12 protein-coding genes and 3 pseudogenes are annotated in these 11,734 nt (G+C 67.9%); 5 read left to right on the top strand and 10 right to left on the bottom strand.

Annotation, left to right across the window (positions count from 1 at the left end; genetic code table 11):
• Positions 1 to 289, bottom strand: a pseudogene (locus K377_RS39995) (fasciclin domain-containing protein); the annotation flags it as partial.
• 140 nt (positions 290 to 429) lie between these two features.
• Positions 430 to 924, bottom strand: a complete 495-nt coding sequence (locus tag K377_RS42940; RefSeq protein WP_111668564.1) for an anti-sigma factor — start codon at positions 922 to 924, stop codon at positions 430 to 432.
• Positions 925 to 933: 9 nt separating this feature from the next.
• Here K377_RS42940 and K377_RS39985 point away from each other — a divergent pair, with 9 nt between their 5' ends.
• The 4 genes and pseudogenes from K377_RS39985 (at position 934) to K377_RS41945 (ending at position 3,582) form a co-directional block, all read left to right on the top strand.
• The gene (locus K377_RS39985) at positions 934 to 1,584 is read left to right on the top strand and encodes a DUF4232 domain-containing protein (protein WP_111668563.1); all 651 of its coding nucleotides are present in this window, start codon (positions 934 to 936) and stop codon (positions 1,582 to 1,584) included.
• 663 nt (positions 1,585 to 2,247) lie between these two features.
• Positions 2,248 to 2,424, top strand: a pseudogene (locus tag K377_RS39980) (IS5/IS1182 family transposase); the annotation flags it as partial.
• A gap of 175 nt (positions 2,425 to 2,599) precedes the next feature.
• Positions 2,600 to 3,211, top strand: coding sequence for a GMC family oxidoreductase N-terminal domain-containing protein (locus K377_RS39970; RefSeq protein WP_111668562.1), 612 nt, complete (start codon positions 2,600 to 2,602; stop codon positions 3,209 to 3,211).
• Positions 3,127 to 3,582: a GMC oxidoreductase gene (locus K377_RS41945; protein WP_258395314.1), complete on the top strand. Its 456-nt coding sequence runs from the start codon at positions 3,127 to 3,129 to the stop codon at positions 3,580 to 3,582. Before K377_RS39970 ends, K377_RS41945 begins: the two co-directional genes overlap by 85 nt.
• A gap of 208 nt (positions 3,583 to 3,790) precedes the next feature.
• Here K377_RS41945 and K377_RS39960 read toward each other — a convergent pair whose 3' ends face one another.
• From K377_RS39960 to K377_RS39940, 5 genes are read right to left on the bottom strand one after another with little or no spacing between them, the layout of a single operon-like run.
• A complete protein-coding gene (locus K377_RS39960; protein WP_111668560.1) occupies positions 3,791 to 4,861 on the bottom strand; it encodes a serine hydrolase in 1,071 nt (356 codons plus the stop codon).
• 5 nt (positions 4,862 to 4,866) lie between these two features.
• On the bottom strand, positions 4,867 to 5,790 hold the full coding sequence (locus tag K377_RS39955) for a DUF6895 family protein (RefSeq protein WP_258395313.1): 924 nt from the start codon (positions 5,788 to 5,790) through the stop codon (positions 4,867 to 4,869).
• Between the two features lie 8 nt (positions 5,791 to 5,798).
• Positions 5,799 to 6,803 (bottom strand): DUF6895 family protein, encoded by a 1,005-nt coding sequence (locus tag K377_RS39950; protein WP_237551459.1) that lies wholly within the window; start codon positions 6,801 to 6,803, stop codon positions 5,799 to 5,801.
• Complete coding sequence (locus K377_RS39945) at positions 6,800 to 7,495, bottom strand: hypothetical protein (protein WP_111668566.1); 696 nt, start codon at positions 7,493 to 7,495, stop codon at positions 6,800 to 6,802. The genes K377_RS39950 and K377_RS39945 overlap by 4 nt, the downstream gene beginning before the upstream one ends.
• A 40-nt stretch (positions 7,496 to 7,535) precedes the next feature.
• Positions 7,536 to 7,715: a hypothetical protein gene (locus K377_RS39940; RefSeq protein ID WP_111668558.1), complete on the bottom strand. Its 180-nt coding sequence runs from the start codon at positions 7,713 to 7,715 to the stop codon at positions 7,536 to 7,538.
• 431 nt (positions 7,716 to 8,146) lie between these two features.
• Between K377_RS39940 and K377_RS42795 the strand changes: the two genes are divergently transcribed.
• Complete coding sequence (locus K377_RS42795; RefSeq protein WP_146614848.1) at positions 8,147 to 8,764, top strand: DUF397 domain-containing protein; 618 nt, start codon at positions 8,147 to 8,149, stop codon at positions 8,762 to 8,764.
• 461 nt (positions 8,765 to 9,225) lie between these two features.
• Here K377_RS42795 and K377_RS39930 read toward each other — a convergent pair whose 3' ends face one another.
• From K377_RS39930 to K377_RS39920, 3 genes and pseudogenes are all read right to left on the bottom strand, one after another.
• On the bottom strand, positions 9,226 to 10,023 hold the full coding sequence (locus K377_RS39930) for a hypothetical protein (protein WP_237551458.1): 798 nt from the start codon (positions 10,021 to 10,023) through the stop codon (positions 9,226 to 9,228).
• A gap of 274 nt (positions 10,024 to 10,297) precedes the next feature.
• On the bottom strand, positions 10,298 to 10,750 hold the full coding sequence (locus tag K377_RS39925) for a hypothetical protein (RefSeq protein WP_111668556.1): 453 nt from the start codon (positions 10,748 to 10,750) through the stop codon (positions 10,298 to 10,300).
• Between the two features lie 456 nt (positions 10,751 to 11,206).
• A pseudogene (locus tag K377_RS39920) lies at positions 11,207 to 11,734 on the bottom strand (transposase family protein); the annotation flags it as partial.

Below are 11,734 nucleotides of genomic sequence, written 5' to 3'. Positions count from 1 at the left end.
TGGACAGCGCCGGGTTGTTGGAGGCGGCGGTCGCGACCGGGTCCTTGGCCATCCCGTCGAACGAGCCGGCACCATCCTTGGGCACGGAAGCACAGGCCGAGCCGAAGGGCTTGTCGGAATCCGTCATGTCGTCCGAAGGGCTGGCCATGTCCGAGCCCTTCGACGCGGCCGACGAGGCACTGCCCGAGGCCTTGTCCTTGGAGTCGCTGTCGGAGCAGGCCGTCAGGGCCAGCGGCAGCATGGCGGCGGCAGCAACGGCAACAGCAACACGACGGACTCGAGTCTGCATGACAATCCCTCAACGATCAGATCCGTGAAGGCCATCCGCCTCCATCGAACGGAATCCGGAGCACCGGCCACGACGGATTGGTGGATTCTCAAAAGAGTGAGCAGACCTGGTTGAGGGAGCGGCACGACAGTGATGCTCCCTCAATGTCTCGTGCAGCAGCAGATGCGGGCCGCGCGCTCAGGCGGGCAGCCAGGGGCGCACTGGTCGGCTGAAGTGAGCCCCCCGGCCGGCTCTAGCCTGATGCCGACACCCGTGGCGTGGCCCGGGCTGCCGTCCATGAGCACGCTCTGGTCGAGGCGGGAGGCGTTCGTCAGGCCGGCCCGACGCGTGTGGCCGTCGTCGGCGAGCCATAGCTGATACACCTTGCCCTCCAGCGGAGCAGGCATGTGGGAGGCGATGAACACTGCCGCTCCGGCGCTCGGCGAGACGACCACGGAACAACTCGCTCCGTCCTTGAGGGATGCGGAGTTCACCTGGCGCATCGGGCGAGGAGGGGGCTGCTGCGACCCGGTTGGACTGCAATTACCGAGGCCCGGCCTGATGGCGGGCGTCGTCAGTTTGGCGGTGCTGCCACACGGTGGTTCCAGCGAGGGGCGGGCCAACCGATACGTGTACTGCACCCGTATCGCGGTCATGTGAAGTGAATGAATCGCACACTGATCACCCGCCTAGTCCTGATCGCTCCCATGAGTGCGCTGTGTGCCCTGAGTTTGAGCGCTTGCGGAAGCGACGGCCACACCGACGCCGACTCGAGCCCGGCCGCCCGCACGGCCAGTGCCCCGGCGACTGCGTCATCGCCGGGCAACAAGCCGTCCGCCGCCGTGGAGACGCAGGCGTCCGCATCACCCTCGTCGCCTTCGACGTCGGGTGAGGTGCGTTCGGACTGCACCAGTGACAACTTCACCGGCGTCAAGCTGGTTGCCGCAGGTCAGGAGATGAACTCTCTCTACTACGACCTTCAGCTGACCGGGAACAAGACCACCTGCCGCATCGACGGCTACCCCGGTTTCTCTCTCCTGGACGCCGACGGCAAGCAGATCGGCAAGGCCGCCAGCCACGCGGGCGGCACTGCTGGCGGTTCGGTCACACTGAAGCCGGGCCAGACCCTGCATGCCCAAGTGAAGACCCCGAACAAGGGCGTGGCCGACGGCAACTGTGACGCCAAGGCCGCCAAGATCAAGGTCTACCCGCCCAACAACACCGCTCCCCTCATCGGCACCGAGACGGCTGGGATCCGCGCGTGCGCAGGCTCCCTGTCGGTCACGAAGGTCTCGGCATCCGCGAGCCCAAGCTGATCGGACAACATCATCTGCTGATGGGTCCATCACCTCACTCAAGTCCTGCTCTGGGGGTGAGGCGACGGCAAGAACCCTTGTGTGGATGGAGGCCACGTCAGCAGCTGCTCGTGGCACCAGCTCACCGTAGGGGCCCGGTCTGCTTGGGGGACTGAAGTGGCTCGGACATCACGAGGGGTCACCGTGCAACAGGCTCGCACCACAGGAACCAACGAGGGATCAAGCGGGCAGTGTCGACGACGGTGGCAGTCTCGAGAGCGTCGGGCATCACGGCTTTGGATCAAAGGATCAAGTCCCCGCACGACCCAAGGCGTCAGCCCGATGCGCGACCGCTCCAGCCGGTACCGGCGGCTCACCGCTCGGCCCCTGCCGCCCACACCTCTGTAGCGGAGGCCTTGATTTGCCCATACTCCAACAGGTCCGGCTCGCTCAGTGCCAGCCGCTGCTCGAATGCCCCCCGCGCCTGGCGATGTGGCCGTCCAGTCGGCGGGTGACCAGCGGTCGTCGGTGGGATCGTCGGCGGTGCGGATGGTGGATCGGACCAGGGCGTGCAGGTCGTGGGGCCATAGGCATGGGGGCGGTGGCGCCTGAAGGGCCGCTCGATGATGCGCATGGCAGCGGCTTCGTCGGTGAGGCCGGCGGTCCGGGTGGCGAGGAGGAGGTCGAAGACGTCACATCCGGCACACAATCCCGGAGCCGAAGGACCAGTGGGCCAACCGGCGATGCCGAGGCAGAGAAGGCGGCCGCCCAGCCGGCTTCGACCCCGACCGCTACCGACGCCGCAACGGGGTCGAGCAGACCATCAACCGACTCAAGAACTCCCGCGCGGCCGCGACCCGTTAGGGTCTGCCGCACGATCGAGTGACATCTGGTCCCGTGCCGGTCACCACGCCCAGGGATGTGAACCCACTCTCGTTGGCATTCGTCACAGCGGGTGTGGAAACGGGTCTGCCCCTGAACCGGGATTTCAACGGCGCGGAACTCGATGGCGTAGGAATGCTTTACAGCAACGTTCGTGAGGGGGAGCGGTACAGCCTCTCGGGCGTTCCTGCATCCGGCGGCCGGGCGTTCCAACCTCGTGATCAGGACCGGAGCGCACGTCAGCCGGGTTCTGTTCGACGGCACTCAGACGCGAGGCGTCGAGTACACATCAGAGGGCGCGGCGCAGCGTGTGCGATCCGATTCCGTCGTGCTTTGCGCCGGGGCCGTGCGCAGCCCTCAGCTGTTGATGCTGTCCGGCGTGGGACCTGCTGACCACCTCCCGGAGTTCGGCATCGTGGCGGTGCAGGACCTTCCGGGTGTGGGCGCGGGACTCCAGGATCACCCGGCGGCCGTCGTCAGCTGGCCCGTCGTGCGCGGTGAGACCTGGTCGGACGCGGTCAGCGCGCGGAATCAGCGGTTGTACGACGAGCATCGCAGGGGCCCGCTGGCGGCTGTGGGTCAAGCTGTCGCTTACCTGCGCGTCGCCTCAGGTACGCAGGTTCCGGACGTCGGGGTGACTCCCATGCTGATCGACTTGCTCGGACAGACCGACCCGGGAATGTGCTGCCTCGTTACCGTGCTTGCCCCCCCCGCAGTCGGGGATTCGTTCGGTTGGCATCGGCTGATCTGGCGGACGCACCACTGATCGACCCCCGCTACTACGAGGAGGCGACGGACCGCGAGCTGCTCGTCGAGGGCCTGCGAAGGGCACTGGCCATCGGCGATGCCGCTGCCATGAGGGCCTTCGGCGGTCCCCCGCCCTCTCCGGTGGCCTCCGACGACGGCGCACTGATGGCCTCCGCGCGCACCTCCACGGTCTCCTACAACCATCCGGCCGGCACCTGCCGGTCGGGGATCGATGGTGCGTCGGTTGTCGATGCTCAACTGGGCGTCCACGGCATCAGAGGGCTCCGCGTGGCCGACGCGTCCGTCATGCCGGCCCTGCCGCGTGCTCACCTCCATGCTCCCTCGATCATGATCGGCGAACGAGCGGCCGGACTGATCCATGCCGGGTGAGCGAGGGAGGGCCGTGTGCGCGTGCGACAGGCAGACACAATGCTTGTCGCCGCGGACGGTTATGGCCATGACCGTCGTAGCCCTCTGTCCGCGTGCGCCTTGCCCGGCGGATGGCTGCTGGGGCCGAAGCGGGAGCCGGTTGGCCGGATGCCGCGTATCAGCGGCATCAAGGCCTGATCGTCCCGCGGGTTGGTTGCGGAGATGCCGCTCAGACAGTCGGGTGTTTTGTCGAAGCGTTCTCGGCCAGCGAGTGGAGCAGGTCGTAGGCCGCCGGCACGAGACGGCAGTCGTTGCCGCGCCGGGTGGCCAAGGCAGCCACGCCTGTTGCGGTGGCCGGGTGGTAGCCGGCGAATGCCTGCTGACCGAAGGTGGCTCCTGCGTGGAACAGCAGGGGACCGCCGTGTGCGGGGTGGTGGAACCAGGTCAGGGTGTGGGTGTCGCGGTGGCGCAGACCGCGTCGCAGTACCGGCTCCTGTACCTGGCGCAGGGGCTCGGCCAGCGGCCCAGGGGGCGGGGCAAGGTGTGCTTCGAGGTAGGTGAGGATGTTGTCGGCTGTGGCGCGGATGGCGGCGGCGGGGGCGAAGGCGCCCATGGGGGAGACGGGGACCGGTGTGGTGCCGTCCTTTCGGTGGCCCAGGGCGTCTGCAGTTGTCGAGTTCGGGGCGAGGACCGTGCCGGTGAGGCCGAGGGGTGTGAGGACCCGGGCGGTCACGAGGTCGGGGAAGGACGTGCCGGCGGCGGTGCTCAGAGCCGTGCCGAGGATGGCGATGCCGAAGTTGGAGTAGTTCCATCTCGTGCCGGGTGTGTGCCGGGGCCGTGATCGGGCGAAGGCGTGGAGGAGTCGGGCGGTGTCGTAGTGGGCGTAGCTGTTGTGGCGGGGGCGCAGGACCGCGCCGGTCAGCAGATCGGTCGGGAGCCTTGGCAGCCCGGAGGTGTGAGTGATCAGATGCCCGAGGGTGATCGTGTCGAGTCCTGGGTGGTGGTGCGGCAGGTTCGGCAAGTGAGCGATCGCGGGGTCGTCGAGGCGGAGACTTCCTTGCGCGCAGAGGTCGGCCAGGAGCAGTCCGGTGAAGGTCTTTGTGAGAGAACCGAGTTCGTAGCGCGAGGCGAGGCGCTCGGAGTCCGGTGTGGGGCTGCTGCCCGCGCTGAGGAGGGTTCTCCGCCCGTGGCGGGTGACGGCCAGAACCACGTCCGGGGCGTCGATGCGGTGCAGGGTGCGTGTGAGCAGGTCCCGTTCGGTCGGCTCGCCGGTGGTCGTGGGGTGTGCCGTGGTCGTCATGGGTGTCAGGCGCCGTTGAGTGACAGGGCGCGGGAGGTGGCCATGGCAGACGCGAACGCGGCGACCAGGGTGGGGTGGTGAGCGACGGCGAAGAGCTCGTCGGGATTGTGTTCCGGCATGGATCGCTCGACGGGCATCGCGCCCGAGGGGGTCTGGGCCGCGGCGTAGCGCTCCCACAGGTGGTCGGCCAGGACCGGGCGAGGAAGACAGGCGTCCACGACGAGGAGTTCGCCGAGCAGGTCCCAGTGCTCTTGGTCCGCCCAGCCTTCGAGCCAGGCGGGGAGGTAGCGAGCGAGGTAGTCGGCGATGTCCGCCGGGATCCGGTCCGGCGACTGACCCCAGTTGGTGACGTGGAAGACGGTGTGCGTGATGTCGTATGCGATGTGGAACTGCACCGTCCAGGGTTCGGGCAGTTGGCCGAGCCAGGTGCGGCGGACCGCGTCGTCGAAGTCGCCACTGGGCGGCAGGCCGATCTTGCGTTCGGCGTTGAGGACGCCGAGTCGTCGGGTGGGTGCCATTTCCAGGGCCGTGCAGGTCCTGGCCTGCCGGAAGACACCGAGCGCGGTCTCGAGGCCGGGGTGCCGGTAGCCCAGTTCGTGGAACGGGGCGTAGGCCTCGAGGGGGATGGGCGAGTACGGTTCGGCGTGCTGAAGGTCAGTCAGGACGTTGCCGCCGTCGAGGAGTTCGCGCCAGGCGAAGTCCAGCAGGTTCTCGGCCTGCGAGTGCTGACGGGAGCCGGCGACGCCTTCTCTGATGAGGACTTGGGTGATGACCGCCACTTCACTGGTGGCCTTGAGGCGTTCGCTGAGCGCGGTGGCGTCGGCGTCGGTCTCGGGTGTCGGTCTGAGTCTGTCGCGATGGGTGTCGAGCCAGTTCTGGGCCTGCAGCCCGACGCGGTGGAGGAGGGCCGGGGAGGCTGGAGCGGGCACGGGAGACCTCACTTCGGGTGGAGGAGTGGCGGGCAGACGGAGTGGGTGCCGTTGGGTGGCGTCGATGTGTCGGGCGCGGCGGTGCGCGCGAGCGTCGCCGCGAACACGGTGACCAGCGTCGAGTGGTAGCAGGCTTTGAAGAGCTGGTCGGGGTCGAGCGGCCGGGCTGTCGTTCCGGTTTCGGCGATGCTGCCGTCGGCGGCCTGCGCGGCGGCCAGACGCCGCCACGCGGTTCGCTCGTACGGTGCGTCGGGCAGGCAGGCCGTCACCGCGAGCATTTCCCCCGCCAGGTCCCAGAACTGTTCTTCGAGCCAGATATGTGTCCAGGCGGGGGCCCAGAGCCGTAGGTAGGCAGCGGCGTCGCGGGACAGTGCCGGCCGGTCGCGGCCCCAGTCGGTCAGGTGGAAGACGTCGTGGGTGATGCCGTAGGCCGTGAGGCGGTCGACGGCCCAGGGTTCGGGCTGGATACCGAGAGCTGTCACCGCGGACACCGCTTCTCGGTAGGTGTGTTGGGGGAGCCCGATGCGTCGCTCGGCGTTGAGGATGCCGAGCGTGCGGGTGTGGTCCTCGCGAGCGACTCGCCAGGCCTGCAGGCTGGTCGTGGTGGCGGCCAGCTCCTCGGCGGCGTGATGGCGCAGGCCGTTCCGGGCGAAGACTCCGTAAAGCTCTACCGGGTACGTGGCAAACGGCTCGGAGCGGATCAGTTCGAAGAACAGCTGCCCCTGGCGGGTCTGGTCCCAGGCGAAGGACTGCAATTCGACTGCCCTGGTTCGCAGTTCGGGGAGCGGGTGTGCGGCGGCGATGACGCCGGTCAGTTCTGTCAGCTCGCCGAGTGGTTTGAGGGTGAAGTTGACGTCGCCGTCGACGGCGACGTCGGGCGGGAGCCGGAAGCAGTCTCGGTGGGCGTCCAGCCATGACAGTCCCGAGTGCACAAGCTCGTCCAGGAGTTGATGGTCCTGTGGTCCCGTGACGGATTCTCCGGTCGGCTCGTGGGACGGGAGTCCATCGGTCATCGTCCGCGTCCGAAGAACCGCTGTGCTGCTGCGAAGTGCAGGGCGACGCGAGGATTGCTGCCGGCCATGTGGTGCACGAAGGTCAGCCCGGTGTCGAGGCCGAGGCTGTCGGGTACGGCGGGGAGCCGGGCCAGCCACCTTCCGATCCCGATGGCCTGGAGCCAGTCGCGGCGGCGCACCGCCCGAACGAATCCGCGCGCGAGATCGTCGGTGCGGGAGGTCAGTTGTTCCTCGAGGTCGACGGCGAGGCCGGGGGCGGCGAGTGCGGCCAACTGCGACACCCGGTAGGAGAGTTGTGGCCACGGGTCGCCTCCCGCCCACCGCAGATCGGGCACCGGGAGGGCGTCGTGGCGGCCCTCGCGATCCCGAGGGGGGCTCGCGCCGGTGGCTGCCGACAGCGCGAAGCAGGTCTGTGCCGCCTCGGCGAGGCCGTGATAGCTCCACTCCACCACCGTGGAGGAGCCAACGTCCGGCGGGTAGTCGGTGAGCGCCTGCTTTACCAGTGCGGCATCCGTCTCGCTCGCCCCGGGGCCTCGTCCGACGGCGAAGGGAGCGAGCGCGTCCGCGCCCAGAAAACGCACCGCCATTGCCGCGAGCGGGTCTTCGGCTTGCGGGAAGGAGTACGGAGAAGCAGCGGAACCGCCCCCGTCCCGGAGGGCGTGGGCGATCCCTGTGGCGGCTTCATCGACCATGACACTGAGCCGACTCGCCGTCGGCGACTGATCTGTCACCTCAGTGGCTGGTCTTCTTCGGCCGCGGTGCGCTGGGCGAGAGGAGCAGCAGCCCACCGGCGAGCAGCAGAGCCGCGCACTCGGGCGAGTCGTGGTGCAGACTCTCCGGCTCGGGCGCGTCAAGCATGGCGTCGATCCGGGCTGTCAGGTCCTCAGCCGGGGCGATACGGTCCGTGATCATCGCGGTTACCTCCATGAATGGGGACGAAACCAACGATTACGACTATATAGCGACAAATGGTGTGCGTCATGTGCGGAGGATCGCGTCCGTGGCGGTGCGCTCTCGTATGCGGACGACTGTTCAGGCGGGTTCGTCAGGGGAGGCATCATGGTCGCTTTCGATGCGCAGGATCTGGGACTCGTGGACAGCCAGGCTCGTGTCATCCGACCAGGTTCGCCACTTGTCGAAGCCGCAGTGCTCGTCGAGGAATGAGTCGAATTCCGCGTCGTGGTCGCCTGTGTGCGCGAGGCGTGTGGGAACTCCTCCGGCAAGTTCCCGTCGGTGGCGAGGTCGAGTTCCTGGGGCCTCTGTGTTCGGGACAGCCCTCAACGGTGTGATGTTTTCGCAGTTACTCGCAGATTTCGGGAGTGGCGCTCGTAATCTGCGGGTCTATGGGGGATTTCGAAACTCGTACCCGACATCAGGGTCACCGTCGGGCGGGCTGGCCGAGGTCTTCTCCCTTCACACCCATCGAGCTGGCCGCGCCGGGCAACCTACCGCCATCGCCGCGGCCGGCCTCGGCCAACACCTACCACTTGGTCAGCCAGAAGACCGCGGTTGACACCGACCACCCGCCCGCCAGCATCGGCACCCTACGAGGAGCCCTGCCTCGCGGGCTAGCGCTAAGCGGCCCGCGGCAAGACCGCATCCTTAATGAGGCGGCCCAGAGTGCCGACCCGCTCCGGCTGATGCGGCTCTTCGGCATCACCGAGAAGACGGCGACGCACTACGTGTCCGGTGGTGTTCTCCGCCGTTGTTGTGTGGTTTCTGCCTTGCGCCGGGGAGAGGGCATGAATAGTCATCGGGAGTCCTTGAAGAGGCTTCGCTGGTTCACGGCACGGGCATCGAACGGCAGCGGGGCCTGTGTGGAGGTGGCGTTCGTGGACCGGAAGAGTGTGGCTGTCCGCGACAGCAAGGACCGTGGCATCCGGCCGTTCGTGGTGGGCGGGCAGGGCTGGGCCTGCTTCGTGCAGAGCGTCGGCGCGGGCGGCTTCGGCCCCGTCGGCTGAGCCACCAAAGGGCCCACGTCAACTGCCACCCGCCCTGTCTTCCGCTGCGCGGAGTCTGGGCGAGACGAAAGCACACGGCCCACTGTCCTCAGGGCGTCTGGAGGGGCGGGCCCGATGGCGAATCCCTGACTCGGGGCACCGGCCTGGCGGTTCACGGCAGGGGTCCGCCCGTGGCTCCCTTACGGACGGACCCCTGCCGCGCAGCGGGGCAAAGCTCTGTCCGCGACGGGTCCGTTGTCGAGCCGTCGGCAGCCCCGCTTCTCCCGCGGGCAGCTGCATTGTCCGTGCGGGCGACCGATGGCTGTCGTGCACCTTCCTCGCCCGGCTGCTGAACGATGGAGCGGCCTACTTCGGCTTGCCGACCCTGGGCCCGGAGCAGAATCTTCCTGGAGGCGCAGGGAGGGCCGCCGGCACGTTCGCCCTGTTGTCCGGGTGCTGCCGTAGACCAGTCGTGTGTCGTCCTATCCGAGCTTGGTCAGCACATGTGTGAGCGTGGCGCGGTACGTTCGCAGCGCCTTGAGGCTTGCGGTGTACCGCGCTCGGTGCGTGGTGATGTCTGCCGCCTGTTCCCGTGCCCGGGCGGCATGCCAGATCTCGGCCGTGCGGTGGCGTCGTTTGCAGGTGACGTCTGCCGCGGCGGTCGCCCGTTCCTGCAGGGTGTGCCGGGTGTTGCCGTCACTGTTGCGCCGCCAAGCGGTGTCCGAGTAAGCAGCCACCGGGTCGGGATAGCGCGTGAATCCGTGCTCTGTCACGCACCGGGACCACACCTTGAAGGCTGCGCGCAGGCGTGGGTCATGCTTCACAGCTTCGTCGATGGCGGCGGCCCTCCTGCCGGAGTAGAGCCAGTCCCGTTTGACGTCGATGCCGCGCATCAGCCGTTCGTCCGCCTGGGCATTGCAGGCCGGGAAGTCGGCAAACTCGGCGACCGTCATCCTGCGGCCTTTCGGCTGACGGGCTGCATCCGTTTCGGGGTCCCAGCCGTACCCCCAACGCCGGGCGGCTTCGAGGTCCAGAGCCCCGTAGGAGGTACTGACCGCGGCGACGCGTATGGGATCAGTGGGGTAGCGGGGGTCGAGCGGAAAGTGCCCGTGGCCGTGTTCGGCCATGCACTGGCGGACCAGCAACGCCGTTGCACGCTCGCCTTTTTGAAAGTCCTGCGACGTGTAGCTGTACTGGTCGCCCGGAAGGGGGCCGAGGTCCGATGCCGCACGGACGATGCCAGGCCCGCCCGCGCCGGAGGCGCAGAGCGCCGTGAGCATTACGACAGCACCCAGCCGCCACCCCCGTGTGATCATAAACATGAATACTAGCGCCGCGACTCTGATCTGCTGTCGCCACTCCGGACACCCCAGCGGGCGACCGATGGCTGTCGTGCACCCTTCTCTACGGGCGAGGGGTGTAGACCTCCGGCAGGTGCGGGCCTCTTCGCTATCACAGCTCAGCAGCTGGCGTCCATGCCATCGACCCCGGCGGCCGCAGCGCACTGACGATGGAAGCGAGCGCGCGCACGTCTTCGCCGGCGGCGGGGCATCCTCAGTTCAGGGCGAACTTCAGTGCGGGGACTGAGACTCCGGCGTTGTGAGCAGGGATCTTCCAGCGGTGGGGCGTATCGGTGCCGTCGACGTAGATGAGCGTGCCGCCCCGCTCCTTCGGGGTGATGTCGAAGACGGCCGCGTCCTGATGGAACACCTGGGAGGTGAAGACCGACCCGCCCTCGCTGAAACCGATGGGGGCGAGCTTCGATGCGGCCTGGGTGTTCCGCGCCCTGACGGTGTGACCGTCCGGCGCCCTCCACCGCAGCCCGCCCTTGTCCGCCGTGGTCACCACGCGGCCCTCGCTCCGGCTCGCGGACTGATACACAACGACGGCGAACAGCCCGTGTTCCGCGGATCCGAAACTGGTGTTCGCGTCATAGACGACCGTGTCCGGGGTGAACTCCACGTGCCCCTTGCCGCCGACGCCCGCGGTGTCCGCTCCCTGACCCAAGCTGCGTACTGAACCCGAGGTCGGCCCGGGTGCGCTCCGGTGACCGGTCCCAGAACAGGCGACGGCGCTCACACCGCACACGGCAACGAATGCACAGAACTTCATGACACGACGCACGCATTGTCCCCCGAGATCGTATGTAGAGGGCACTGACTCTATCCGGCCCATCGGTCAGCGCACGGGCCGTTGGCCGTCGAAGTCGATAGTGAACGTCGCTCGCCCGCTGAAGGCGTACGTGCCGTACTGGAAGCGCAGGCCGACCGAGTCGGGGTGGGTGTTGTAGCAAAGCGCTGCCCCGCAAATCGCATGAAGGCCAGCCACGCAGCCCGAGTGGTCAACTCACTCTTCGTTGAGCGCCCGACCTTCAGCTCGTCACGCAGGACATCAAGGGGTTCCTCCATCCACGGTCCGTCGCGTACGCCAGCTCTCCTCGGCTCGTGAAACAGTGAGGGGTTTTCATCCTGACGCGGCAGCGAGGTGAAGGGCGAGGACGGCCTTCACGATCGCGGTGATGCGGTTGGTGCTGCAGCGCAGCTTTCGAAGCAGGCGCCAGCCCTTGAGAGCTGCCATGGCCTGCTCGCCGACGCAGCGGATCTTCGCGTGGGTGGTGTTGTGACGCCGCTTCCACTGCTTGAGCCGACGCCCCTTGAAGGGAACCCGGACGTTGGAGGCCGCGCCTTGATACGCCTTATCTGTCCAGCATTTGAGGCCTGCATCGACGAGGGCGTCGATGATGCCGTGCTCGCGGGCCGCTGTCAGGTCATGCGCCGCACCGGGCAGCGCGGGCGAAGCCCACAGCGGCCGGCCGAACGGATCGGTCAGCACCTGTACGTTCATGCCGTGGTGCCGCTTCTATCCGGAGTAGTAGGGCCGGTCGGCGGCGATCCGGTCGATCGGCAGCACGGTGCCGTCCAGGATCACGTACGCCTTCGAGCGGGCCGTCACCATCGCTTCGTCGAGCGTCGGCGCGAGCACGGCAAGAAC

Source organism: Streptomyces sp. PsTaAH-137 (genome assembly GCF_003259365.1).
Classification (GTDB): Bacteria; Actinomycetota; Actinomycetes; order Streptomycetales; family Streptomycetaceae; genus Streptomyces.
Note: the sequence above shows the minus strand (reverse complement) of the source record. Positions and strands in the feature narration are given on the sequence as shown.